A 25,140-nucleotide genomic window follows, 5' to 3' on the forward strand; every position below is an offset into this window, starting at 1 on the left:
GTGGAACAATAGTTCTAGCTGTTTAAAATAATGGGTAAAAAAACTCACCTTACAGTAAAAGATTATTCGGTTTCGAAAGAAACATTTGAACTTATTTTTAATAATGAGAAAGATATTCTAGAAACAATTCCTCGGCCCAAAAAAGAAGATTTAAGCAATTATTATAAAAGTGAAGATTATATATCTCACACAGATTCAAGAAGAAATCTTTTAGAGGTCGTTTATCATATCATTCGCAAAAAGGCCTTAAAGAATAAGTTGAGCTTAATTGCGTCTTTTCAACAACAAGAAAAAAACCTATTAGATGTTGGGTGTGGTACTGGAGATTTTTTGGAAACAGCTCTAAATGCGAATTGGAATGTTGTTGGTGTGGAACCTAATCAAGGCGCTCGTGATATTGCAAACAGCAAAACAAATAATAAGGTATATGATGTTGAATCCTTACCTAATTTAGAGCCTAATAGTTTTGACGTAATTACACTTTGGCATGTTCTTGAGCATTTACCAAATTTAGATGACCATATAAGCGTCTTTAAAAAGCTATTAAAACCCAACGGGAAAATTGTAGTAGCAGTTCCTAATTACAAAAGCTATGACGCGGCGTATTATAAATCATTTTGGGCGGCTTATGATGTGCCTAGACATCTTTGGCATTTTTCTCAAAAAGGTATTCAGCGAATATTTGAGGCCAAAAAGCTTTTACTGGAAAAAACTCAGCCAATGATTTTTGACGCCTATTATGTCAGTCTATTATCGGAAAAATATAAAAATGGTTTTATGAATCCGTTTAAGGCATTTTGGATAGGTTGGCGATCTAATCGTAAAGCAAAACACTCTAGAGAGTTCTCTTCTCTTATTTATGTGTTCAAAAACGCGTAAAACGAATTTTAAGGCGATTTAAGAACGCTTTAGCTATTAGCTTAATAAATCCTATTAAGCATTTTTAAAGCTAAAAGAATAGGCGCGATACAAGACTCTTTTTTATTGATAAAATTTATAGTCTTGACACTTTGTTATAAATTTTTTTAATAGTGAATAATTTGCATAAAATGCTAGTCAACTTTTATACATTTGCCAAAATTTAATTTTTATAAAAATCATGAAAAATATAATTGGACTTTTACTAATTGCTGTTTTATTTTCTTCATGCCAAGAGCAAAAGAAAATAGGCTTCATAAATAATGGAGATGTAATTAATGATTATCAAATGAAGATTGATATTGAAGCATCTTTTAAAGTTAAAAAAGAAGCTTTTGAAAAAAGAATGGACAGTATAAATAGAGACTTTCAAGTAGAGGTAAAGGCATTTCAATTGGCATCTAATAAAATGTCTCAGAAAAATGCGCAAGAAAAATATAATGAGTTAGGACAAAAAAATCAGCAACTAACACAACAGTTCCAAATAGAACAACAGGTTATGCAGCAAGCTTTTGCTTCAGAGATAGACTCAATTGTAAGTAAGGTTAATGATTTTGTTAGTGATTATGGCAAGAAAAATGGCTATGCTTTTATTCTTGGTCAAAATGAAGCGGGTAGCGTAATGTATGGAGAAGAGATAAGTGATTTAACCAAAATAATCACAGACGAGCTTAATGCTGCTTACAAACCAGATTCAAAGGAGTAAAACAGACTACAAACAAAATAAATCATTGATAGTCAGGCTTTTGATTGACTTTTTTTGTGGAGCAATCGCGTCAATTTTATAGATAAATCGGTAAGTATAATCTTGGAATTACCATTGCGTTCTATATGATAAATAGCATCTTGAAGCTCATTAGTAATCTCTAAAATATTGGTGTCATGAACAAAAGGTGCAAACTTTTCTAACTTAAAATCACTTGATTTAGATTCTAAATACACCAAATCATTAGCGCTATAATTTAGCAATAGTGCTTGTCTAAAGTAATTGATACAAAAGTGTAAAAATTGCTTTTGTGTTTCGCGTCCTGTTTTCGCAATCTCCTCGGACCACGCAATTAAATCTCTAATAGCAGACTTATTTCCTTTTGCTTTAAAAGCAGAGCGCACCCATATAATAAACCACTTTTCAAATTGAATATCCTCGCTATCTTGATAAACTAAATCGCAAGCCTTATTAAAATTACCGTTTGCTTGTTGTGCAATTTTGCTAGCAACACTTGTATCAATACTATACTTATCGACCAAAGCATCTGTAATAATGACTTCAGATAGTAGAGGAAAATGTAGAACTTGGCAGCGAGAGCGTATAGTGCTAATAATTTGCTCTTCATCCTCAGCAATAAGAATAAATATGGTTTTCTCTGGTGGCTCTTCAACAAGCTTCAAGAGTTTATTGGCGCAAGCAGTATTCATCTTTTCTGCCATCCAAATAATCATCACCTTGTAGCCGCCTTCATAAGATTTTAAGCTCAGAGATTTCACAATATCAAGCGCCTCGTCAACACCAATTTGTCCTTGCTTATTATCTACACCAAGAAGCTTATACCAATCAAAAAGGTTTCCATAAGGTTGTTGGTCAATAAGTTGCCGCCATTCTTCTAAAAAATGACTTGAAACAGGGTGGCGTTTTACCTTATCATTGGTTGTAACAGGAAAAGCAAAATGTAAATCTGGATGAGAAAGGTTGCTAAATTTTAAATTACAACTTTCATTACCATCAGTATTTTCAGAATTTTTATTGCTACATAAAATGTATTGCGCGTATGCAATTGCCATAGGTAAAGTCCCAGAACCTTCTGGTCCAACAAACAATTGCGCATGAGGAATTCTCCCAGCATCAGCACTTTTTGTGAGATGATTTTTTATATGGTTTTGCCCTAAAATTTCTGAGAATAGCATGCTGCAAAACTAGGTAATTTATTTATGAGTTTGTGTGCAATTGTATAAGGATAGCTTTAATTTAAACAATAAATAGAAACCAAAGGTTATTTGTTTTGCCTAATGAAAGCCATGACATTATATTTGCTACATAAATATGCTATAATGAAAACCATAAACGATTTCAATTTTAAAAATAAAAGAGCACTTATTCGTGTAGATTTTAATGTGCCTTTAGATGATAGTTTTAATGTTACTGACGACACAAGAATACAATCGGCTAAACCAACAATTACCAAAATTCTTGAAGATGGTGGAAGTTGTGTGTTAATGTCACATTTAGGCCGTCCAAAAGGGGTACAAAGTGAATTTTCTCTAAAACATATTGTAAATAATGTTGAAGACATTATTGGGGTCAAAGTTGCTTTTGCTGACAATTGTGTTGGTGAAGCAACCGAGAGTTTAGCAGAAAACCTTAAGCCGGGCCAAGTCCTTTTATTAGAGAATCTAAGATTTCATGAAGAAGAAAAGAAAGGTGATCAGGGGTTTTCTGAGCAACTATCTCGCCTTGGAGATATTTATATAAATGATGCCTTCGGTACTGCTCACAGAGCTCATGCCTCAACAACGGTTGTTGCTCAATTTTTTGAAAATACTAAATGTTTTGGCCATCTATTAGCCCAAGAAATAGACAGCATTAAAAAAGTCATGGAGACAGGAGAAAAGCCTGTTTTGGCAGTTTTAGGAGGCGCAAAAGTGTCTTCAAAAATTACAATTATTGAGAATATTTTAGATAAGGTAGATCACCTAATTATTGGCGGAGGTATGACGTTCACCTTTATTAAAGCTCAAGGAGGAAATATAGGAGATTCTATCTGCGAAGACGATAAAATGGAATTAGCGCTTGATATCCTTAAGCAAGCCAAGGCTAAAAATGTAAGTATACATTTACCTATTGACGTATTGGCTGCTGATGCATTTAGCAATGATGCAAATACAGAAGTGATGGATGTAATGCAAATAAAAGATGGATGGCAAGGGTTGGATGCTGGACCAAAATCTAAAGCAAACTTCCATGATGTTGTTATGAAATGTAAAACCATACTTTGGAATGGACCGTTAGGTGTGTTTGAGATGGAAAACTTTTCGAACGGTACAATAGAATTAGGAAACTCAATTGCTGGAGCTACTTCAAATGGTGCATTTTCTTTAGTTGGTGGAGGTGATTCTGTTGCAGCTGTTAAGCAATTTGGCTTTAAAGACAAAGTGAGTTATGTAAGTACTGGAGGTGGCGCAATGCTCGAAAGTTTAGAGGGGAAAACATTACCAGGAATCGCCGCGATATTAGACTAACATCTTAATTCTTTCTAAACACAAGTAAGATTTGCCCTGTGTTTACGTTAATTTAGCTAAAAAGACATACTAGGTATGATTAAAAAAAGTGCCCTTCTCGTAGTATTATTTTTTGTTGGCTGGATTGCCTTTGCTCAAGAAGAAACCTCTTCAAATACAAAAAAGCGAATCACAGAAAAGGAATTTATTAAGGGAAAAGTATATGCTATTGACACAATAATTCAAGGCGTAAAATACTATAAAGAACTTGTTTCTGGCAATGAGAAGAGTTCGAAAACGCCTTTAGTATCCAATAAAACTATAGACGGAAACCCAACTCAAGAACAGACAATACCTGCGGTACAGGACACTACTAAAATAAAAACATTAGAAGACAACTCGCTTGCGGCTGAGTATGATGAAAAATGGCTTGAGGACCTTTATGGAAACTCACTCTTTGACACGATTTACAAATCGGTTACTGAGCTAAGTTATGAGCCTGTTGACTACCCAGAATTATCAACAGACACGCTTAAAGCAAGATTAAATCGCCTTAATGCTAGAACCCCTTTTAATATAGAATACAACCCATCTTTAGAAAGTGTCATAAAGCGCTATTTAAAAACTCGAAGAACCTCAATGGAAAGATTGATGGGTTTAAGTCATTTTTACTTCCCTATGTTTGAGGAAGCGCTTGACAAAGAAGATATTCCGCTCGAAGTAAAATATCTAGCCATAGTAGAATCCGCACTAAAACCAAGAGCACGTTCAAGAGTTGGTGCCACTGGACTTTGGCAGTTTATGTTCGCAACAGGAAAAGAATATGAGCTTAACGTAAGCAGTTATGTAGATGAGCGTCGTGACCCAATAAAGTCTACTGAAGCTGCAGCAAAATACTTAGCAAGGCTATATAAAATATTTGGAGATTGGGACTTAGCATTGGCATCTTATAATTCTGGACCAGGAAATGTGTCTAAGGCAATTAGGCGTTCTGGCGGTTACACCAATTATTGGAATATAAGACCAAACCTTCCACGTGAAACAGCAGGATATTTACCAGCTTTTTTGGCCACGATGTATATTTTTGAATATGCCGAAGAGCATGGTTTTAAGCCAGAACGACCACAATATCAATATGTCGAAACTGACACGCTTCTTGTAAAGCAGATGATTACTTTAGATCAGGTTGCTGAGGTTACGGGAGTTAATATCGAGGCTTTACAATACCTAAACCCGTCGTATAAACTTGATATCATTCCGTATATAAAAGATGAGAATTATACGCTAAGATTGCCAAGAGAAGCGATCGGACCATTTGTGGCCAATGAAGATAAGATTTATGCTTTTGCAAAAGCCGAGTTTGATAAACGCGAAAAACCACTACCACAATTTTTTGAAAACGACACCAAAGTTAGATATCGAGTGCGCTCTGGAGATTATTTAGGTAAAATAGCCAGAAAGTATGGCGTGCGTGTAAGTCAAATAAAGCGATGGAATGGATTACGAAGCAATAACCTAAGTATTGGTCAACGACTAACAATTTATCCAAGAAATCCAGTTGCCAGTTCAAATACACCCACAAAAAGCACAACAAAAAAAGTCGTATCTACTGCTGGTAAAAAGACTTACAAAGTTAAATCGGGTGATTCTTTATGGAGTATTGCTCAAAAGTTTTCAGGCGTTTCTGTTCAGAATTTAAAAGATTGGAACGATATTAGTAGCAACAAACTCAAAATTGGTACAACTCTTGTTGTCTCTAAATAATCAAATTAAAACCAACATAAAACTCAAAAAGATGAAACATATATTCGCTTTTTTCAGCTTGTTATTAGTTCTTAGTTGCAATGGCAAAAAAGATAATGTTAGATACCTATCAGAATCATCAGGAAATATAAATACGATATCGGTTGTTGCAGATAATATACTTTGGGAAGATAGAGTTGGAGGCGCAATACGTGGTGTATTAGCCGCTCCGGCAAAAGGACTACCACAAGATGAGCCGATGTTTTCTTTAAGGCAAATACCAACTCAGGTATTTGATGGTTTCGCCACCAAAAGCAGAACGATTTTAAAAGTCGAGAAAACAGACACTACAGGTATACTCATAAAGAAAAATGTTTACGCTAAACCTCAAACAGTTGTTGTCGTAAAAGGAAAAACAGACCAGGAAATAATTGATTTAATCAAAAATGGCAAATCAAAAATAATAGACGCATTTACAAAGCAAGAGGTTTCTGAAAAGTTAAGACGTATCAACAAATCACTTCTTGAGGATGAGGCTATGGAAAACGCATTGGGTATTTCTATAGACATACCTTCTGTGTATAGAATTGCCAAATCTGATAACGATTTCTTTTGGGTAAGAAAGAGTTTAACAAACAGTATGACCATGGACCTACTGTTTTACAACTATCCTCTAGACGCTATCCGTGAAGGAGATAGTACTATTGTAGACATTATAAAGATGAGAGATAAAATTGCAGGAGAACGATTGCCTGTTGAAGATGATGATAAAATGATAACTGAAAACGCCTACACACCGTCACTTTTTGACGCTATTGTAGATAACAAGCCTGCATATGAAACCAGAGGTATTTGGAAGATTGATGACGAGAGAACCTTTATGGCTGGACCCTTTGTAAATTACGCTATTGAAGATAAGGTTAATAATAGATACCTTGTTGCTGAGGGTTATGTCTATGCACCTTCTATTGATAAAAGAGAACAAGTTTTTGAACTTGAAGCAATAATTAAATCGATTAAAATTAAGTAACAGAATTTTCAAACGGTATAAAAAAAGCCAACTCAAACGAGTTGGCTTTTCTAATATTTTAAAAGATAATTATTCTTTTTTATCCTCCGAAGAATCATCTTTGCTGGCATCTTTAAATTCTTTTATTCCACTTCCAAGCCCTTTCATTAATTCAGGTATTTTTTTACCACCAAACAATAAGATTATAGCTAAACCAATGATAACCCATTGCCAAGGACCAATAACTAATATAATAGACATTAAATACATAATAATATAATTAAAGAGCAAAGTTAGTAATTAAACTTTAATTAGCACGTTATTCAACTAACTTTAGGATTTAATAACATAGCAATACCCGTATTTTATATACTTTTGTCCTTGAATGGCTAAAAAGGAAAAAAATAACAAAGAGTTTAAGAAAAAACTGCTCCATAAGTATCGATTAGTTGTGTTAAACGAAGATACTTTTGAGGAGCGTTATGCTATTAAACTTAACAGACTTAATGTCTTTGTTTTAACAGCATTATCAGCAATTCTCTTAATAGGCTTTACAACAATCTTAATTGCTTATACACCTTTACGTGAGTACATTCCGGGTTACTCTTCTACAGCATTAAAAAAGAAAGCGACAACATTAACATACAAGGCCGATTCTTTACAGCAACAATTACTTATTAATGATAGGTATTATGCATCCATCCGAAAAGTATTAACTGGAGACGTAGCCGAAGTGAACTTTAATAGGGATTCAATTATCGAGGTGGCTCAAAACGAAGATATCGAAGATGTTTTTCCAAATAAACAAGACTCGTTGTTAAGAGAAAAGGCTGATAAAGAAGATAAATACAACCTATTTGATTCGGAAACTGAAGGATCAAGCTTTGTTCTATTTCCGCCGTTAAGCGGTACTATTTCTGAAGGTTATAATCTTGAAGAAAAGCATTACGCAGTAGATGTGGTAGTACCAGAAAACACACCAGTAAAAGCCACTACAGATGGCACAGTTATTTTTTCGGAATGGACAGTTTCAACAGGTTATGTTGTTATTTTAGAGCATCCAAATGAGCTTATATCTATATACAAGCACAACGCTTCAATAACTAAAAAACAGGGAGATTTAGTGAAAGCAGGCGAAGTTATTGCTATGTCTGGAAACACAGGAGATTTAAGCACGGGTCCACATTTACATTTTGAGCTATGGAGCAAAGGCTACCCTATTAACCCAACCAATTTTATTGATTTTCAGTAATGGCGTCAATTAAATCTTTACTGGCTAAACCATTTGCGAGAATTGTTGCTCGAAAAATCAAAAAATGGTCATTAAACCCTATACAAACTCAAGATGAAGTATTTCGTAAGCTAATTTCTGAAGCAACAGGTACAGTTTTTGGCAAAGATCATGACTTTATTAGCATAAACGCTTATGAAGATTTTGTAAAGAGAGTTCCGGTGAGAGATTATGAGGCGCTAAGACCTTATGTTGATAGAGTGGTTGAAGGAGAAGAAGATGTTCTTTGGAAAGGAAAACCATTATATTTTGCAAAAACATCTGGTACTACATCTGGCGCTAAATATATTCCTATCACAAAAGAAAGTATGCCCAGTCATGTAGAAGCTGCTAGGAATGCTATCCTCATGTATATTCATGAAACAGGAAAGACAGAGTTTGTTAATGGCAAAATGATATTTCTTCAAGGCAGCCCAACCTTAAATGAAAAAAACGGGGTGCAATTAGGGCGATTATCAGGCATAGTAGCGCATTATGTGCCTAAATATCTTCAGACTAACAGGCTGCCAAGTTGGGAGACCAATTGTATTGAAGACTGGGAAACAAAAGTGGATGCAATTGTAGATGAGACGTTACCTGAAAATATGACTGTCATTTCTGGAATTCCATCTTGGGTACAGATGTATTTTGAAAAACTCATCGAGAGAACAGATCAAAAGGTCGGAGAAATTTTCAAGAATTTTAATCTATTTATTTTCGGAGGTGTCAACTACGAGCCTTATCGAGCGAAGTTCGAAAATTTAATAGGGCGAAAAGTAGATAGTATAGAATTATATCCTGCTAGCGAAGGTTTTTTTGCCTTTCAGGATAAGCAAGGTGAAAAAGGAATGTTGTTGCAATTAAACTCAGGTATATTTTACGAGTTTATAAAAGCAGAAGAATTTTTTAACGATAACCCCAAACGAATAACCCTTAAAGATGTTGAAGTAGGCATAAACTACGTCATGCTAATTTCTACTAACGCTGGTCTCTGGTCATATAATATCGGTGATACTGTAGAGTTTACAAACATTAAACCTTATAAGGTAATTGTATCCGGAAGAATAAAACACTTTATCTCTGCCTTTGGGGAACACGTAATAGGTAAAGAAGTAGAACAGGCAATGCAACAAGCCTTATTAGAGCACAAGGTTAGCATAAATGAATTTACTGTTGCCCCAAAAATCAACACAAAAAACGGTTTACCTTATCACGAATGGTTTGTAGAGTTTGAAAACGAACCTGAAGATTTAGATAATTTTAGAGACATAATAGACAACGCTTTACAAAGCCAAAACAGCTATTATAAAGACTTAATTAAAGGTAAGGTGCTTAGGCCCTTAGAAATTTCTTTTGTTAAACTCGGAGGGTTTAACAACTATATGAAATCTGTCGGAAAATTAGGAGGACAAAATAAAATTCCTAGATTATCTAATGACCGAAAAATTGCTGATGCATTAATTTCAGAAGGCTTTGTGAAATAGTTTATATTTGCAGGTCAAAATATTAATGGATAAAATAAAAAAACATACACGGACAAGAGCACAAGAAAGCTCCAATGCAATAGAGCGCATGTATATTACAATGCGCCATCTTTTTAATCGAGGGTTTTATAAACCAATGGGAGTTTCGGGAGAAACGTTAAGAGAAGCATTGTTATTATTACGGCCAGAAATATATGGGTCAATTGCTGAAGAAAAAGCCGAACTTGAAGGGCTTTTGTATGTTGTAGATCGACTTCCCGAAGGCATTGAAGAGTGTTCTTACATTAACCTTACTAGTGATGAAGGTTATTCAGATTCGCATTTTAAAGTTATTGTCCCACCCAAAAGGAGGCGCAATTGTTATAGAATTGATGATGAGCAAATGAATATTGAAATTACAAGAGGGCGCTCAGAGATATACGATATTTTAACACATCTAACATTTTTATTTGTAGAGTCTCATAAGATAAGTAAGCGGGTTTTAATTGACGACGAAGGCACGACTATTAGAGATTGGGGAAAATTAGAATCTGCAGTTTTAAGACATAAGAAACTCACTCAAAAAGAACGCGAAATAGCAATTACTCATACAGCTAACATTCTTGGAAGAACCTTTAATGAAATATCAGAAGTTTATTCTGAGTTTTCAACAGAACACCAACCAGAACGATTTTTGAACATCGTTTATTGGCTTGGTAAGTTGGCAATAGAAGAGGTAGTTAAGGGTAATAAACGAACTGTAACCTTTAGTCCAGTTTTAAGAGAGCGCTTAGGGCATCATATTCACGGTGAAGAATGGGCCGAAAACATTAAAGCTGTTTTAAAAGATAATAACCTAATAAATCGTCCAATTCATATCATTAGTGCTAACATGCATAGTGTTATGAATTCATTATTTGCTGAGGCCGCATTAACAAGTTTAAAGAAGAAATCAACAGACATCTATTCTTTATATGAAGAATTAAGCCAACCCGAAAGTGACACATTGCGTAAAAAAGTAGAAGATCTTGCATTAAAAAATGGAATGATTTTTATTAAAGACACTTCAGGGACCAATATTAATGTTCAAATTTTTGATACCGATAAAATTGATTTTGCGAAAACAGGCTTTGATTATAAAGAAACAAATGCCCTTGATAAGTTAGTAATTATTGTAATGGATTATGCTTTTGGTGAACAGGCCTATGAAACAATGGATGAACTTCTCAAGCCCGTTCTTAACAAAAAGAACAAGATTCATTTAGATGTTGAATCGATATCTGTAATGGGTAAAGCAGGAATTTTACAAGGCGGAAAGGGCGATGTCATGATTCCATCAGCTCATATTTTTGAAGGAACGGCAGACAATTATCCTTTTAAAAATGAGTTATGTAAAAAAGATATGGTAGATTGCGGCGTAGATGTTTATGAAGGCTCTATGATTACTGTTTTAGGGACTTCTTTACAGAATAAAGAGATACTAAAATTCTTTAAAAACTCTACATGGAATGTAGTAGGACTCGAGATGGAAGGTGCGCATTATCAAAAAGCAATTCAAGCAGCCTCAAGAGTTAGAGGTAGTATTAATGAAAACGTAAAGGTTAGATATGCTTATTATGCTAGTGATAATCCTTTAGAAACAGGAAGCACTTTAGCTTCCGGTGGCCTAGGAGCAACAGGTGTTAAACCAACGTATGTAATAACAAAAAAAATATTAGAACAAATTTTTAATCCATAGACTATGAGTGAAAATACAAAACCAACACCTCAAAGTGAAGAAGTAGATTTAGGACAGCTTTTTTCCTATTTTGAGAGATTTTTTAAGAAAATAGGCTCATTAATAAAGAAATTCTTTGAATTTATTTTCATCATACTAAGGAAGATATTTGCATTTATTGTAATTATGCTTAATGTCTTTTATAAAAATTTTCTTGTTGTCACTTTAGCAGGTTTGATAGGATTCGCTATTCCTTTTACACTAGATATGTTGCATCCTGTTTCATACAATTCATCAATGTTGGTAAGACAAAATTATGACACAGGTAAGTTGCTTTATAATAATATAAAAGAATATGCAATATTAGCAGAACTCGGTGACTCGGTAAACTTAGGTAGGGAATTGAAAATTCCATCTTCTCAAGCGGCTAAAGTTTTAACTTTTAGTATTACAGATAATGTAAATGAGAACAGGTTAGTTGAAGAATATATAGAGCACACTAAAAGTTTAGATTCAATTGTAAACCCTTCATTTACGCAATTTACCGACAGATATCAATTTAATAATTTAAGTCTTCAAACTATTTTTGTGGAAACCTCAGATTCAACAGTTTTGAAGCACCTTTCGCAACCAATTATAGAGAACATAACTAAAAACAATTATTTTATAGACAAGAGAGATCGAAGCTTAGCTGCGATTGAAAATAAAATAAGAACATTAGAGAATCTTGTAAAAAAGACAGACACGTTGCAAGATGAATATGTTGCGCTTTTAAAAACATATTACAGCTCTGAATCTCAAGACACAGGTAAAGAGGGAGCGGTTACTGTTAATTTAGCCAGTACTAAAGAAAAAATAAACACAAAAGAATACAACCTTTATGAAAAACGGGCTGAATATGTTCTTCAAATTAATCAGTTAACCAATGAGTTAGAAGAGAAAAGAAACATAATCGATGTTGTCTATCAATTTAGCTCTCCGGTTAAAACTCAATCGCCATACGAGGAAATTAAAATATGGTCCGCACTAGGGTTTTTCTTAGCCGTTTTATTGTTTTTCACGTTTAAAGAACTACAATTAAACAGGTTGTTCAGTGTTGAGTCAATGAAAAAGGAACTTTTAAACAAAATCTAGAGTTTATACCTTACAAAAATGAACATTTTAATAACTGGTGGAGCGGGATTTATAGGGTCTCATGTAGTACGGCGATTTGTTAAAAAATACAAAGAATATAATATTTATAATCTTGATTTATTGACTTATGCAGGAAACTTAGAGAATTTAAAGGATATTGAAAATGAAGAGAATTATAGCTTTATAAAAGGAGATATAAATGACGAGAATTTTATTAACGCGCTATTTTTTAAGTATAAGTTTGACTGCGTAATTCATTTAGCTGCAGAATCGCATGTAGACAGGTCTATTATCGATCCTTTGGCATTTGTCAAAACAAATGTTTTTGGAACAATTAACTTGTTAAATGCGTTTAAAAAGCACAATCAAAATAAAGGTCAAAATAGGCGCTTTTATCATATTAGTACCGATGAGGTCTATGGGACACTAGGACAAACCGGCTTATTTACTGAAAGCACGGCATATTCTCCCAATTCTCCTTATTCTGCATCTAAGGCTAGTTCTGACCATTTTGTTAGAGCTTACGGTGAAACTTATGGAATTCCTTATGTCATTTCAAATTGTTCAAATAATTACGGGCCCAATCAGTTTCCCGAAAAATTAATTCCTCTTTTTATTAATAATATCATAAACAACAAGCCATTACCAGTATATGGAGACGGAAACTATACTCGAGACTGGCTGTATGTAATTGACCATGCTTTAGCTATAGACTTAATTTTTCACAAAGGTGAAAATCATGAAACTTACAATATTGGCGGTTTTAATGAGTGGAAAAACATTGATTTGGTTAAGCTATTATGCGCACAAATGGATGACAAATTAGAAAGAGAGCCTGGAACATCTGAAAAACTTATAACTTTTGTTAAAGACAGACCTGGGCATGACTTAAGGTATGCGATAGATGCAAGCAAGATAAATAAAAGCTTAGATTGGAAACCATCAGTAACATTCGAACAAGGATTATCAAAAACTATCGATTGGTACTTGTCAAATAAACTTTGGCTAGAAGGAGTAACTTCTGGGGCTTATAAAAACTATTATTTAAAACAATATAGTTAATATGAAAGGAATTGTACTTGCTGGAGGTTCTGGAACCAGATTACACCCATTGACACTTGCCATAAGCAAACAGCTTATGCCTATTTACGATAAGCCAATGATATATTACCCATTGTCTACTCTAATATGGTCTGGAATCAGAGAAATTTTGATTATATCTACACCACACGATTTACCTTTATTTCAACGGCTTTTAGGGGATGGGTCTAACATAGGATGCAAGTTTGAATATGAAGTTCAGGAAAACCCTAATGGCCTAGCTGAAGCGTTCATTATAGGCGAGAAATTCATAGGAAAAGACAAAGTAGCCTTAATTTTAGGAGACAACATATTTTATGGATCAGGGTTGTCAAAATTGCTGCAATCAAATAACAACCCAGATGGTGGGATAATTTATGCTTATCATGTGCATGATCCAGAACGATATGGTGTTGTAGAATTTGACAAGAATAATAAGGTAGTTTCTATTGAAGAGAAACCAAACAAGCCAAAATCTAATTTTGCAGTACCTGGTATTTATTTTTATGACAACGATGTTATTGAAATCGCAAAAAATATTAAGCCTAGCAAAAGAGGAGAACTTGAAATAACAGACGTCAATAAAGTGTACCTTGAGAAAGGTAAGTTAAACGTTAGTATTCTAGATCGAGGCACAGCCTGGCTAGATACAGGAACATTCAATTCTTTGATGCAAGCCTCACAATTTGTTCAAGTTATTGAAGAAAGACAAGGACTAAAAATAGGGGCTATTGAAGAGGCAGCATTTAGGATGGGTTTTATTGATAGAAGTCAGTTAAAACGAATAGCTTCTCCTTATTTAAAGAGCGGATATGGTAAAAATTTGTTAGAGCTGTAATAGGAATATTTTAATGAGGGCAATAGAAACAGAATTAAAAGGTTGCTTTATAATTGAACCGCCTTTTTTTAAAGATAATAGAGGGTATTTTTTTGAAAGCTTTAATCAAAAAAAGTTTAATGATGCAGTAGGCAATTCAACAGTATTTGTTCAAGACAACCAATCGTATTCAACAAAAGGTGTTATTAGGGGTTTGCATTTTCAAAAAGGTGATTTTGCTCAAGCAAAACTAGTACGGGTAACTCAAGGCAAAGTTATAGATGTAGCAGTAGATCTAAGAAGGCAATCATCCACTTATGGGAAGCATATTAGTATTGAACTTTCTGAAAACAACAAAAAACAGCTCTTTATCCCTAGAGGATTTGCACATGGCTTTGCTGTTTTAAGCGACTTCGCTGTATTTCAGTACAAATGTGACAATTATTATAATAAAGATGCCGAGGCCGGTTTAATTTATAATGACCAAGACCTAAATATTGATTGGATGCTTAACAAAAGTGAGATTATAGTTTCCGAAAAAGACCTAAAATTACAATCATTTAAATCGTTTAATAAGCTGTTTTGAAAAAAGTATTAATTACAGGAGCCAAAGGTCAATTAAGCAAATGCATAGAATCATCTCTTGTAAACTTTGAGAATGTTAAGGCCTTTTTTTTATCAGCGGACGATTTGGATATAACAAACTACGATAAAGCGTCGGAAGTTTTTAAAGACATTACTCCAGATTTTATAATTAATTGCGCAGCCTATACAGCGGTTGACAAGGCCGAAAGTGAAAAAGAATTAGCTTTTATGGTTAACTCTGAAGGCGTGGAGAATTTGGCAAAATTATGCACTGTATATAAGGCAAAACTAGTTCATATATCAACAGACTTTGTCTTTGATGGAAATTCCTGCGTGCCATACACAGAAGATAGCAACACGAACCCTTTAAGTGTATACGGAAAATCTAAACTCCGTGGAGAAGAGTTAATAAAGAAAGCAAAGTGTGATTTCTATATCTTTAGGACATCATGGCTTTATTCAGAATACGGGCACAACTTTTTAAAAACAATGCTTAGGTTGGGCACGCAGAAAGACCAAATCAAAGTCGTTTATGATCAGGTTGGCAGCCCTACTTATGCTAAAGATTTAGCCGAATTTGTCTTGAATTTTATTGTTAGTGATGAGAATTTTGAATATGGAATATATCATTACAGTAATGAAGGAGTTGCAAGCTGGTATGATTTTGCTGAAGCAATTTTTGATGAAAAAAATATTGAAATACATCTAGAACCAATATCTACTGAAGAGTATCCAACCCCTGCAATGAGACCCAATTACAGTGTGATGTCTAAGGATAAAATTAAAAGTGTCTTTAATATAAAAATTAACCACTGGAGGCAAAGTCTAAGAAAGTGCCTTAATAACGTGTAATTATGAAAAACAGACTACCAACTTTAGTTATTTTGCTTTTTATCATTACAACCGCATGTAAAGAAAAAAAGACAACAAGACCTCAGAAACCGGTCATGGAGATCATTGATAATAAAAACGAAGTTGAGACCAAAATTGTGGAAGGTGACAGCATATATCGAATTATCATATCCGGAGTCTTTCAAGAAGACGGAGTGCTCGCACTGAACTATATAGACGACCCCAACGAAAAGTATAATTCAAAGCAGACGATTGTTAAAAAATTCAAACAAAATATAGCACCACAGACATTAACTTTTGAGTTTCCAACAAACGCATTTATTGAACAATTTAGAATTAGGCCAAATTTTAAATCTCAAGAACCAAAAGACTTACGAGTTAATTCAATTATAGTTAGTTTTAACAGCAAAGAAATAAAGTTTGATGCTTCAAATTATACAGAATACTTTAGAGGAAATTCTTTTGTTAAAATCACAGAAGGAGATTCAGTATTTAGATTCAAAAAGAATGTAGTAAATGGCAAACTTACATACGATCCATTTATATTAAGCAAACCTGAGTATACGAATTTAGTTTTAGAAGAATTATAAAAATTAAAATGATTAAAGAAGAAAAAATCGCAATTATTGGACTGGGCTACGTCGGTTTACCGTTAGCAGTAGAATTTGCAAAAAAAGGGTTCAGTATTTTGGGATACGACATAAATCAGCACCGCATAAATCAACTAAAAGATGGCGTTGATATCACAGATGAAGTGTCTAAGGACGAATTAAACTCGATTGAAGGCTTACAATATTCCTCTAACGAAAGTGATTTGGCACAGAACCAAATCTATATTATAACAGTCCCAACACCAATAGATAAATTCAAGACACCAAACCTTAAGCCTTTAGAAAGTGCGAGTTCTTTGGTTGGAAAATATTTAAAGAAAGGTGATATTGTTATATATGAGTCCACAGTTTATCCTGGATGTACTGAAGAAGTTTGCGTACCAATACTTCAAAAAATCAGTGGATTGACATTTAATAAAGACTTTTACTGTGGGTATTCACCAGAGAGAATAAACCCAGGAGATAAAATACATAGAGTAAATACTATAATGAAAGTTACTTCTGGGAGTACACCAGAAATAGCAAGGAAAATAGATGACTTGTATGCTTCAATTATTGATGCAGGAACATATATGGCCACAAGCATAAAAGTGGCTGAAGCGGCGAAAGTTATTGAAAATACTCAAAGAGATCTTAATATCGCATTTGTAAATGAATTGGCCTTAATTTTCGAAAGGTTAAAAATAGACACTAAAGAAGTATTAGAAGCTGCTGGAACAAAGTGGAACTTTTTAAAGTTTACGCCAGGTTTAGTCGGAGGTCATTGCATTGGAGTTGACCCCTATTATTTAACACATAAGGCTCAAAGTATAGGTTATAACCCAGAGGTTATTTTGGCAGGAAGACGCATTAACGACAATATGGGAATGCAAGTGGTTAAGCGCTACATAAAACTATTACTGAAGCAAAGAAAACCTATTAGTAAATTTAAAACCTTAATATTAGGTTTTACATTCAAAGAGAATTGTCCTGACATCAGGAATACAAGGGTTATAGACATATACAACGAACTCACGGATTATGGTATTACTCCAGATATATATGACCCAATTGCAGATAAACAAGAAATAATGAAGGAGTACGGAATCGAGGTTAAATCGAACGAAATTACTACTTATGATGGGATAATTGTAGCTGTTGGGCATAACGAATTTTTAAATTACGATTGGCACAATATAGCCAGTAACAAAATTATCTTTGATATAAAGAGCATACTTCCAAAAGAGATAGTTTCTGATAGATTATAAAAAATGATTAAAGAAAAAACGGTTTTAGTAACTGGAGGAGCTGGGTTTATTGGATCCAACCTTATCAAAGCATTAGTAAAGCAAGACAATAAAGTAATATGTCTAGATAATTTTTCTACAGGTCACAAGTCTAATATTGCTGATTTTTTAGAGCTCAAAAACTTTAAGTTAATAGAAGGAGATATTAGAAACCTTGATACCTGTATGCTAGCAACTAAAGATGTTGATTATGTACTGCATCAGGCTGCCTTAGGATCTGTACCAAGATCAATAAACGACCCAATAACTTCAAATGATGTAAATATATCTGGGTTTTTAAATATGTTATGGGCAGTAAAGGAAAATAAAGTGAAGAGATTTGTTTATGCAGCAAGTTCTTCAACCTACGGAGACCATAAAGAATTGCCAAAAGTAGAGCATAAAATCGGAAACCCTTTATCTCCATATGCAATTACTAAATATGTTAATGAATTATACGCGAATGTTTTTGCATCAACATATGGAATAGAAACTATTGGTCTTAGATATTTTAATGTTTTTGGACCTAATCAAGACCCTAATGGAGCTTATGCAGCTGTAATCCCAAAATTCATTAACTTGCTAATGAATGAAAAATCTCCCACAATTAATGGAGATGGTCTTACTTCTCGTGACTTTACATATGTTGATAATGTGGTACAAATAAATCAGTTAGCTGCAATTTCAAACAATACCAAAGCAATAAACCAAGTATATAATGTTGCTTGTGGAGACAACACATCATTAAATCAATTGGTGGAAGTTATTAAGTCCTATCTGTCCGAGATCTATAAACCTAATATAAATGGCATTAGTATTAATTATGGACCGGAAAGAGCAGGTGATGTAAGACATTCATTAGCCAATATTGATAAAGCAAAACAAAGACTAAAATATAATCCAAAAGTATTATTCAACGAGGGAATAAAGAACACCATAGATTATTTTATAGCTACAAATAAAATATAAGCATGTATTTTTTTAGAACATTTGAACGTATTTTAATATATGTCTTAGTGATTTCTATTGTAGTTTTCCCATTTTCCTATTATGAAATTAAATTACCCATAATCTCATGGTTAATAATTAAATCGATTATTCTAATATTTCAGAGAGGAAAAATAGATTTACCCATATTAGTTTTTGGCTTTTTTTTGATATATGCTTTTTTAGGGCTTTTTTATATTTTTTATGGTATAATTACGGGTAACGCACATCCAGAAAGTTTCCCATATGTCTTCGCACTTTATGTGGTCTTTCCTATAGTTTATTTTTTAATATTAAACGGGATTCCCAAAAAAAGCAAGATAATTAAGTATGCCGATAAATATTTTATTCATGGTGCTATTGGTGTATCAATTGTGCTATTAATTGCGTTCTTAAATAAAAAATATGGCCTTCCAGAATATTTAAATTTTTTAGTCGAAACAATTAACGTTGATATAAGAACAACGGTGGACGTGGTTAAGATTAATTATAATGGAATTTCTTCTATATTATTTTTATTCCCATATTTTTTTACAAGCTTAATATTGATTAACCCCAAAAGAACCAAAAAGGAAAAAACCTGGCTTATAATTGGTGTATTAGTAACGTTTTTTGGAGTTTTTCTTACCGGTAGAAGAAGTGTAATAATATTGTACTTTTTTTCGATATTAATGACCTTTTTATTCAAACTAATAATAGAAAGAAAAAAAATTAAATTCAAAAAAAAGATATTAAAGTATGCGTTGATAATCTTTATTTCGCTATTACCTTTCACATATTATCTTAATATTGGAAGTATAATTAATTCTGCTACCTCAACAATTTCTTATGCATTAAAATTAGAATCTAAAGAGAAGGGCAAGTCTTTTTTAGAAAATGAACGCGTTAAACAAACCACGGAGTTTTCCAAGCATATTGTTATGCGACCAGTACTGGGATATGGCCATGGTGCGTACATGAAAACTATAATCAGATCTGAAGAGAAGCCCTGGAGATATGAAATATCTTATCTAGATTTAATTTTTCATACAGGCTTTCTAGGGTTCATCCTATATTCTATAGGCCCCGTATGGTTATTACTTTCTTTAATAAAAATAATGGCCTATAACAATGTTTATAGAGCAAGAGCATTAGGGCTAATTAATGCGTTAATTTGTGTGTTTATTGCCTATGCCACCAACCCCTATTTGAATGCATTTGACATTCAATGGATTCTTTTTTATCCAGTATTATTTATAATAATAATTAATAGACAAGGTTAGAATGAAAAAAAACAGATTCTTAGATTATGTTAATATCAGCGTTTTCGTCTTGCTATTAAACTTTCAGTTCTTTTTGTTCAATCAAGTTTTTCAAATATTATTAATTTGGATTGCAACTCTTATAATAATATTCAAGTCTCAATTACTTAAAAATATAGCAAACAATAAAAAGCTAATTTTCATTTCTGTCATATGGTTTTTACCGCTTTTAATATCATTAATCTACTCTTCAGACATACCAAATGCGTTAAACCAAATAAAAAAAGTAGCCTTAGTATTTGTATTCCCGGTAATAATATTAATGGTTCCACAATCGTATTCTAAGAAACTATTTAAGTTAAGTTGTATAATATTCCCAATATCAACTTTACTTTTCGTGATCTACATAGTTACGAGGCTTTTGTTTTTTTGGTACGATAATTATGTAATACAATATGGCGAACCCAATAGCATACTTCAATACATTCACTTTGTTTATAACCACAGGTTCAGTTATCTTTTAGAGTCTTCTGATATACAAATTGTGAGTCAATTTGTTCACAAAGCCTATTTGGGAATAAATATTTTAATTTCAATAGTTTTATTAGAGTTTTGGAAAACAAAATATCTTAAACTTTTATTGCAATTACTACTACTAGTTACTTTAGTAGTGTTCAAGGCTAAAGCCCAAATTATTGTTGGAATATTATTAGGAGCATACATTGCTTATAACCTCCTTAAAAAACAAAAATCAATTTTAGCCTTAGCAATTATAATTTTAGGTTTTGTAGCGGTATTAAACTTCAACAAAGTATACGGTAAAATAAAAAACTTAACATTGTCTTCTAGAGTAGAAATAGCTAAGTGTAGTTATGAGATTTCTAAAGAAAGTTTTTTATTTGGTATTGGCGTAGGAGACGTTAAAAATAGATTAAATGAGTGCTATCTTCAAAAAGAATGTAATGATTGCACAAACTTAAACTCCCATAATTATTATATGAATATTTTATTAAGCTCTGGAGTTCTGGGTTTGGCCTTATTCATTTTCTCGTATGCTAAGATTATTTTATATTCAAAAGGCACCAATAAAGAACTTCTAATGATACTTTTAATTATTCTATTCTCTATGCTATTTGAAAACATTTACTCTAGAATGTGGGGGTGTTTATCAGGTGGTCTTTTTATTAATCTGTTGTTGTCTCAAAAACTAATAAATAAAAATGAAAGTTTTATTTCTACCAAAATACAGTAAAAATGGAGCAAGTAGTCGGTATAGGACCTATCAATATATCGATTATTATAAGGAGATATATGACTGTGTTGTTGAGCCTTTTTTTGAAGAAAACTATAAACCTGCTAGTTACTTAAATCAGAAAACTAGTAGAATCTATTTGATAAAGAGATATATTAAAAGATTAAGTTTATTATTTTCTGCAAGAAAATATGATTTGATATTTGTTGAGAAAGAATTTTTGCCATACACACCATATTTTAAGCTTATGTTTAAATTATTTAAGATAAAATATGTTGTAGATTATGACGATGCAATATTTCACAGCTATGACGATAACAAGAATAAAATAACCCGCCTTTTTTTTAAAAATAAAATAAGAGATGTAGTAAGAAACGCTCAGTGGGTAGTTACGGGAAGTCCTTATTTAACTTCGTATGCACAACAATTTAATAAAAATGTCATAGAGATTCCTACGTCGATAGATTTTAGAAAATATGAAGCTAAACAAAGCCAAAATAAAAATAAGAACGACGTACCGATTATAGGTTGGATAGGATCAAAAACCACATGCTGGAATCTTCTTCCGCTTGTGCCTGTGTTTAAGAACTTACAACAAAAGGGTTTTAAATTTAAATTACACCTTATAGGTTTTGATGAAAGCCTAATCCATTTATTTGATGATGTATCGATAAAAATAATTCCATGGAACGAAAGTACTGAAGTTGATGAGATACGAAGGTTTGATGTAGGTTTAATGCCATTAGAAAACTCAAAATTTAATTTAGGTAAATGTGCATTTAAACTTATACAGTATATGGCCTGCGGGGTACCTACCATATCAACGCCGTTTGAATCTAATAAAAAAGTAGACCAAAATATTGGTAATCTCTTTGCCGAAAAAAATGAGGAGTGGGAAGCTGCTATAAAACAAGTTATTAATAACCCTGAAAAATTTAAAGGAATTGGCCAAAAAAACATTAAAAATGTAAGAGAAAACTATTCGATACAAGCAAATAAAGACTCTTATTTAAATCTTTTCAGGTCAATTATTAATCATCACCAAACAGTTTAAGATTCATTATTGAGTAAAATTAGAACAGTTTCTCGATAATTAAGACTACTACAAAACCATACAGTTTTGAGTTTTACAACCTATTAGAGCCTCTGGAGAATAATAAAAGTGTAGTTTTGCAGTCCAAAAAAAGAGAAAGATTAGCATTAACAGCTATAAATACTAAATAGATGGAAGATTTGAAAAGCATTGCTATAATAGCAGCTCTAGAAGCAGGCAAGGAGATCATGGAGGTATATAACTCTGAAATAAAAATAGAGTTAAAAGAAGACCAATCTCCTCTAACAGAAGCAGACCGCCGCGCAAATGATGTGATAAACAGATTTCTTATTGATACCAAATACCCTATAATAAGCGAAGAGAATAAACAAGTTGAATATACGCAAAGAAAACAATGGGATAATTATTGGGTAGTCGACCCATTAGATGGAACGAAAGAATTTATCAAGAGAAATGGAGAGTTCACTGTAAACATAGCTTTTGTTAAGAATAGAAAGCCAGTATTAGGAGTGATTTTTGCACCATTTCTAGAGATGCTTTATGTTGGAGATGTTGAAGAAAAAATAGCCTTCAAAACAAGTATTAAATCAGAAGACTTATCAATAAATAAGATTTTAGAACAAATAACTTTGTTAAAACCAACAAAGCGATTTGATAAAAGTATTAAAATAGTAGGAAGTCGTTCACACATGAACAGAGAGACTAGCGATTTTATAGAAAGCCTAAACCAGAACGGCTATAGTACAAGTATAGTATCAAAAGGCAGTTCGCTAAAATTTTGTCTTGTAGCTGAAGGTTCTGCAGATGTATATCCTCGATTTGCACCTACAATGGAATGGGATACAGCTGCAGGTCAAGCCATTTGTAATGCTGTTGGTATTGATGTCATTTCTCAAGAAACCAAACAATCCTTAAATTATAACAAACAAAACCTATTAAATCCTTGGTTTTTAGTTAGTAATATATGAAAGCATACAAGACCTCATCTCACCTTCGTAGTATATTAAAAGGCATTTCATGGCGGATAATAGCAACAGCAGATACCATTGTAATAGTTTTTTTAATAACCTGCTTGTTTGACAACTGTAATCTTGATAACGCTTTTAAGATTGGACTTTCGGAGTTTTTCTTTAAGTTATTTATATATTATTTGCATGAAAGGCTTTGGCTTAAAATATTAAAACATCAAGCTAAGAGCACTACTGAAATTTTAAAGAAGAGTATTTCATGGCGTTTTATAGCTACTTTAACCACTTTTATAATATCTGGAATTATCTTAGAATCATTTAATGAAATAGCGTTGTATATTGCATTAACTGAATTAATTACTAAATTTTTGCTTTATTATTTGCACGAAAAATTATGGCTTAAACTTCCACTTGGAAGAATCAGAAATTTTTTCTTACACAAAAGATAAATTATGAAGGGAAATATTATACAGCATAACTACAAAATAAGAATTAGTGACAGGCGTAACGCCCTAGATCAAAACTCATTTTTAATATGGTTTACGGGGTTGTCGGGCTCTGGCAAGTCAACCATAGCAAACCTTGTAGAGCAGAAATTGTTTAAAATGGGCGTGAAGACCTATATACTGGACGGCGATAATATTAGAAAAGGAATAAATAAAGACCTAACGTTTACACCAAAAGATAGAACAGAAAACATTAGAAGAATTGCAGAAGTAGCAAATTTAATGATAGATGCTGGTTTGGTGGTTTTGGCGGCATTTATTTCACCCTATAAAAAAGATAGAGAAGCTATAAAAAGTATCGTGAAAGATATTAACTTTGTCGAGATTTTTATAAACACGAGTATAGAAGAGTGTGAGAGACGCGATGTAAAGGGTCTTTACAAGAAAGCTAGATCAGGAGAAATAAAAAACATGACAGGCATCTCAGCTCCTTATGAGGTTCCAGAAAATCCAGACATTCAAATAAACACAGAGGGAGAATCAATTGAAGAAGCAGTTCAAAAAATTGTTGAATATATAAAGCCAAAGTTAAAGCTGAAAGATGAGTAAATATTATTTAAATTATTTAGATGAGTTAGAGAGCGAAGCTATTTTTATTTTAAGAGAAGTTTGGGCGCAGTTTCAAAACCCAGTAATTCTTTTTTCTGGCGGTAAAGATTCTATTTTAGTGACTCACCTTGCCAAAAAGGCGTTTTACCCATCTAAGATTCCTTTTGCTTTAATGCACGTAGACACAGGGCATAATTTCCCAGAGACCATTGATTTTAGAGATAATTTAATTAAAGACCTTGGGGCGCAATTAATTGTTGGATCAGTTCAAGAATCAATAGACCAGGGCAGAGTTGCTGAAGAAAAAGGAAAGAATGCCACCCGCAACGCTTTACAGATTACAACATTACTAGACGCCATTGAGCTAAATAAAATTGACTGTGCTATAGGTGGCGGCAGAAGAGATGAAGAAAAAGCAAGAGCTAAGGAACGTTTTTTTTCGCACAGAGATGACTTTGGGCAATGGGACCCAAAAAACCAAAGACCAGAATTATGGAATTTACTCAACGGGAAACACTTTGAAGGAGAACATTTTAGAGCCTTCCCAATAAGTAATTGGACAGAAATGGACGTGTGGAATTATATAAAAAGAGAGAATATTTCAATCCCTTCATTATATTTTGCTCACGAAAGAGAAGTCGTTTGGAGAAGTAATTCTTGGATTCCAAAGTCAGAATTTTTAATCCTCGAGGAAGGTGAAGAAGTTGTAAAAAAGAAAGTAAGATTTAGAACCCTTGGAGATATTACAATTACAGGAGGTATTGAATCTGAAGCTGATACGCTTGAAAAAATAGCAGTAGAGGTGTCAGCAATGCGTCAAACAGAGCGCGGAAATAGAACAGACGACAAACGTTCTGAATCAGCAATGGAAGACAGAAAACGTCAAGGATATTTTTAATTTTAAAG

Annotated in this window: 25 protein-coding genes; 23 read left to right on the plus strand and 2 right to left on the minus strand. The window is 33.0% G+C overall.

Features of this window, described 5'->3' with window-relative positions; genetic code table 11:
* Positions 1 to 30: 30 nt before the first annotated feature.
* Together ED556_RS02935 and ED556_RS02940 are read left to right on the plus strand one after the other, a co-directional pair.
* Positions 31 to 879 (plus strand): class I SAM-dependent methyltransferase, encoded by an 849-nt coding sequence (locus ED556_RS02935; protein WP_296319151.1) that lies wholly within the window; start codon positions 31 to 33, stop codon positions 877 to 879.
* A gap of 220 nt (positions 880 to 1,099) precedes the next feature.
* Positions 1,100 to 1,624, plus strand: a complete 525-nt coding sequence (locus tag ED556_RS02940) for an OmpH family outer membrane protein (RefSeq protein ID WP_296319153.1) — start codon at positions 1,100 to 1,102, stop codon at positions 1,622 to 1,624.
* Between the two features lie 32 nt (positions 1,625 to 1,656).
* Here ED556_RS02940 and ED556_RS02945 read toward each other — a convergent pair whose 3' ends face one another.
* Positions 1,657 to 2,820, minus strand: coding sequence for a DNA polymerase III subunit delta' (locus ED556_RS02945; RefSeq protein WP_296319154.1), 1,164 nt, complete (start codon positions 2,818 to 2,820; stop codon positions 1,657 to 1,659).
* A gap of 144 nt (positions 2,821 to 2,964) precedes the next feature.
* Between ED556_RS02945 and ED556_RS02950 the strand changes: the two genes are divergently transcribed.
* The 3 genes from ED556_RS02950 to ED556_RS02960 all read left to right on the plus strand — a co-directional run bounded on the left by ED556_RS02950 (position 2,965) and on the right by ED556_RS02960 (position 6,904).
* The gene (locus tag ED556_RS02950) at positions 2,965 to 4,152 is read left to right on the plus strand and encodes a phosphoglycerate kinase (RefSeq protein WP_296319156.1); all 1,188 of its coding nucleotides are present in this window, start codon (positions 2,965 to 2,967) and stop codon (positions 4,150 to 4,152) included.
* Positions 4,153 to 4,227: 75 nt separating this feature from the next.
* On the plus strand, positions 4,228 to 5,895 hold the full coding sequence (locus ED556_RS02955; RefSeq protein ID WP_296319157.1) for a LysM peptidoglycan-binding domain-containing protein: 1,668 nt from the start codon (positions 4,228 to 4,230) through the stop codon (positions 5,893 to 5,895).
* Between the two features lie 31 nt (positions 5,896 to 5,926).
* Entirely contained in the window at positions 5,927 to 6,904 is a 978-nt protein-coding gene (locus ED556_RS02960) for a DUF4837 family protein (protein ID WP_296319159.1), read from the plus strand.
* Positions 6,905 to 6,973: 69 nt separating this feature from the next.
* On the opposite strand, the gene ED556_RS02965 is transcribed toward ED556_RS02960, so the two are convergent.
* Complete coding sequence (locus ED556_RS02965) at positions 6,974 to 7,153, minus strand: twin-arginine translocase TatA/TatE family subunit (RefSeq protein WP_296319161.1); 180 nt, start codon at positions 7,151 to 7,153, stop codon at positions 6,974 to 6,976.
* A 115-nt stretch (positions 7,154 to 7,268) separates the two neighbouring features.
* On the opposite strand from ED556_RS02965, the gene ED556_RS02970 reads away from it, so the two are divergent.
* The 18 genes from ED556_RS02970 (at position 7,269) to cysD (ending at position 25,132) form a co-directional block, all read left to right on the plus strand.
* Entirely contained in the window at positions 7,269 to 8,135 is an 867-nt protein-coding gene (locus ED556_RS02970) for a M23 family metallopeptidase (RefSeq protein ID WP_296319163.1), read from the plus strand.
* The gene (locus ED556_RS02975) at positions 8,135 to 9,637 is read left to right on the plus strand and encodes a GH3 auxin-responsive promoter family protein (RefSeq protein WP_296319165.1); all 1,503 of its coding nucleotides are present in this window, start codon (positions 8,135 to 8,137) and stop codon (positions 9,635 to 9,637) included. Before ED556_RS02970 ends, ED556_RS02975 begins: the two co-directional genes overlap by 1 nt.
* Positions 9,638 to 9,662: 25 nt before the next feature.
* The gene (locus ED556_RS02980) at positions 9,663 to 11,354 is read left to right on the plus strand and encodes a hypothetical protein (protein ID WP_296319168.1); all 1,692 of its coding nucleotides are present in this window, start codon (positions 9,663 to 9,665) and stop codon (positions 11,352 to 11,354) included.
* Between the two features lie 3 nt (positions 11,355 to 11,357).
* Positions 11,358 to 12,467, plus strand: a complete 1,110-nt coding sequence (locus ED556_RS02985; protein ID WP_296319170.1) for a hypothetical protein — start codon at positions 11,358 to 11,360, stop codon at positions 12,465 to 12,467.
* Positions 12,468 to 12,485: 18 nt separating this feature from the next.
* Positions 12,486 to 13,529: a dTDP-glucose 4,6-dehydratase gene (gene rfbB, locus ED556_RS02990; protein ID WP_296319172.1), complete on the plus strand. Its 1,044-nt coding sequence runs from the start codon at positions 12,486 to 12,488 to the stop codon at positions 13,527 to 13,529.
* Position 13,530: 1 nt separating this feature from the next.
* A complete protein-coding gene (gene rfbA, locus ED556_RS02995) occupies positions 13,531 to 14,385 on the plus strand; it encodes a glucose-1-phosphate thymidylyltransferase RfbA (RefSeq protein ID WP_296319173.1) in 855 nt (284 codons plus the stop codon).
* 13 nt (positions 14,386 to 14,398) lie between these two features.
* Positions 14,399 to 14,950 (plus strand): dTDP-4-dehydrorhamnose 3,5-epimerase, encoded by a 552-nt coding sequence (rfbC, locus tag ED556_RS03000; RefSeq protein WP_296319175.1) that lies wholly within the window; start codon positions 14,399 to 14,401, stop codon positions 14,948 to 14,950.
* Entirely contained in the window at positions 14,947 to 15,801 is an 855-nt protein-coding gene (rfbD, locus tag ED556_RS03005; protein WP_296319177.1) for a dTDP-4-dehydrorhamnose reductase, read from the plus strand. Before rfbC ends, rfbD begins: the two co-directional genes overlap by 4 nt.
* Positions 15,802 to 15,803: 2 nt before the next feature.
* Positions 15,804 to 16,391 (plus strand): hypothetical protein, encoded by a 588-nt coding sequence (locus ED556_RS03010; protein WP_296319179.1) that lies wholly within the window; start codon positions 15,804 to 15,806, stop codon positions 16,389 to 16,391.
* Positions 16,392 to 16,399: 8 nt separating this feature from the next.
* A complete protein-coding gene (locus tag ED556_RS03015) occupies positions 16,400 to 17,659 on the plus strand; it encodes a nucleotide sugar dehydrogenase (RefSeq protein ID WP_296319181.1) in 1,260 nt (419 codons plus the stop codon).
* A gap of 3 nt (positions 17,660 to 17,662) precedes the next feature.
* Complete coding sequence (locus tag ED556_RS03020) at positions 17,663 to 18,646, plus strand: SDR family oxidoreductase (protein WP_296319184.1); 984 nt, start codon at positions 17,663 to 17,665, stop codon at positions 18,644 to 18,646.
* Between the two features lie 2 nt (positions 18,647 to 18,648).
* Positions 18,649 to 19,926: an O-antigen polymerase gene (locus ED556_RS03025; protein WP_296319186.1), complete on the plus strand. Its 1,278-nt coding sequence runs from the start codon at positions 18,649 to 18,651 to the stop codon at positions 19,924 to 19,926.
* Positions 19,927 to 20,449: 523 nt separating this feature from the next.
* Entirely contained in the window at positions 20,450 to 21,157 is a 708-nt protein-coding gene (locus ED556_RS03030) for an O-antigen ligase family protein (protein ID WP_296319188.1), read from the plus strand.
* Positions 21,126 to 22,211: a glycosyltransferase family 4 protein gene (locus ED556_RS03035; RefSeq protein ID WP_296319190.1), complete on the plus strand. Its 1,086-nt coding sequence runs from the start codon at positions 21,126 to 21,128 to the stop codon at positions 22,209 to 22,211. Before ED556_RS03030 ends, ED556_RS03035 begins: the two co-directional genes overlap by 32 nt.
* Before the next feature lie 170 nt (positions 22,212 to 22,381).
* Positions 22,382 to 23,179 (plus strand): 3'(2'),5'-bisphosphate nucleotidase CysQ, encoded by a 798-nt coding sequence (gene cysQ / locus ED556_RS03040; RefSeq protein ID WP_296319192.1) that lies wholly within the window; start codon positions 22,382 to 22,384, stop codon positions 23,177 to 23,179.
* Complete coding sequence (locus tag ED556_RS03045; RefSeq protein ID WP_296319194.1) at positions 23,176 to 23,628, plus strand: DUF2061 domain-containing protein; 453 nt, start codon at positions 23,176 to 23,178, stop codon at positions 23,626 to 23,628. The genes cysQ and ED556_RS03045 overlap by 4 nt, the downstream gene beginning before the upstream one ends.
* A gap of 3 nt (positions 23,629 to 23,631) precedes the next feature.
* Positions 23,632 to 24,234, plus strand: a complete 603-nt coding sequence (gene cysC / locus ED556_RS03050; protein WP_296319196.1) for an adenylyl-sulfate kinase — start codon at positions 23,632 to 23,634, stop codon at positions 24,232 to 24,234.
* The gene (cysD, locus tag ED556_RS03055) at positions 24,227 to 25,132 is read left to right on the plus strand and encodes a sulfate adenylyltransferase subunit CysD (RefSeq protein ID WP_296319198.1); all 906 of its coding nucleotides are present in this window, start codon (positions 24,227 to 24,229) and stop codon (positions 25,130 to 25,132) included. Before cysC ends, cysD begins: the two co-directional genes overlap by 8 nt.
* The last annotated feature ends 8 nt before the right edge of the window (positions 25,133 to 25,140 follow it).

The organism is Winogradskyella sp., from assembly GCF_003712105.1.
In the GTDB taxonomy this organism is placed as follows: domain Bacteria; phylum Bacteroidota; class Bacteroidia; order Flavobacteriales; family Flavobacteriaceae; genus Winogradskyella.

Bases quoted from the DNA above. Each gene is read 5' to 3' on its own strand.
- rfbA (WP_296319173.1), top strand. From the start codon at position 13,531: ATGAAAGGAATTGTACTTGCTGGAGGTTCTGGAACCAGATTACACCCA.
- cysQ (WP_296319192.1), top strand. From the start codon at position 22,382: ATGGAAGATTTGAAAAGCATTGCTATAATAGCAGCTCTAGAAGCAGGC.
- ED556_RS03015 (WP_296319181.1), top strand. From the start codon at position 16,400: ATGATTAAAGAAGAAAAAATCGCAATTATTGGACTGGGCTACGTCGGT.
- cysC (WP_296319196.1), top strand. From the start codon at position 23,632: ATGAAGGGAAATATTATACAGCATAACTACAAAATAAGAATTAGTGAC.
- ED556_RS03010 (WP_296319179.1), top strand. From the start codon at position 15,804: ATGAAAAACAGACTACCAACTTTAGTTATTTTGCTTTTTATCATTACA.
- ED556_RS02955 (WP_296319157.1), top strand. From the start codon at position 4,228: ATGATTAAAAAAAGTGCCCTTCTCGTAGTATTATTTTTTGTTGGCTGG.
- ED556_RS02950 (WP_296319156.1), top strand. From the start codon at position 2,965: ATGAAAACCATAAACGATTTCAATTTTAAAAATAAAAGAGCACTTATT.
- rfbC (WP_296319175.1), top strand. From the start codon at position 14,399: ATGAGGGCAATAGAAACAGAATTAAAAGGTTGCTTTATAATTGAACCG.
- ED556_RS02965 (WP_296319161.1), bottom strand. From the start codon at position 7,153: ATGTATTTAATGTCTATTATATTAGTTATTGGTCCTTGGCAATGGGTT.
- ED556_RS03045 (WP_296319194.1), top strand. From the start codon at position 23,176: ATGAAAGCATACAAGACCTCATCTCACCTTCGTAGTATATTAAAAGGC.
- rfbB (WP_296319172.1), top strand. From the start codon at position 12,486: ATGAACATTTTAATAACTGGTGGAGCGGGATTTATAGGGTCTCATGTA.
- ED556_RS02935 (WP_296319151.1), top strand. From the start codon at position 31: ATGGGTAAAAAAACTCACCTTACAGTAAAAGATTATTCGGTTTCGAAA.
- ED556_RS02940 (WP_296319153.1), top strand. From the start codon at position 1,100: ATGAAAAATATAATTGGACTTTTACTAATTGCTGTTTTATTTTCTTCA.
- cysD (WP_296319198.1), top strand. From the start codon at position 24,227: ATGAGTAAATATTATTTAAATTATTTAGATGAGTTAGAGAGCGAAGCT.
- ED556_RS03025 (WP_296319186.1), top strand. From the start codon at position 18,649: ATGTATTTTTTTAGAACATTTGAACGTATTTTAATATATGTCTTAGTG.
- ED556_RS03020 (WP_296319184.1), top strand. From the start codon at position 17,663: ATGATTAAAGAAAAAACGGTTTTAGTAACTGGAGGAGCTGGGTTTATT.
- ED556_RS03035 (WP_296319190.1), top strand. From the start codon at position 21,126: ATGAAAGTTTTATTTCTACCAAAATACAGTAAAAATGGAGCAAGTAGT.
- ED556_RS02980 (WP_296319168.1), top strand. From the start codon at position 9,663: ATGGATAAAATAAAAAAACATACACGGACAAGAGCACAAGAAAGCTCC.
- ED556_RS02960 (WP_296319159.1), top strand. From the start codon at position 5,927: ATGAAACATATATTCGCTTTTTTCAGCTTGTTATTAGTTCTTAGTTGC.
- ED556_RS02975 (WP_296319165.1), top strand. From the start codon at position 8,135: ATGGCGTCAATTAAATCTTTACTGGCTAAACCATTTGCGAGAATTGTT.
- ED556_RS02945 (WP_296319154.1), bottom strand. From the start codon at position 2,820: ATGCTATTCTCAGAAATTTTAGGGCAAAACCATATAAAAAATCATCTC.
- ED556_RS02985 (WP_296319170.1), top strand. From the start codon at position 11,358: ATGAGTGAAAATACAAAACCAACACCTCAAAGTGAAGAAGTAGATTTA.
- ED556_RS02970 (WP_296319163.1), top strand. From the start codon at position 7,269: ATGGCTAAAAAGGAAAAAAATAACAAAGAGTTTAAGAAAAAACTGCTC.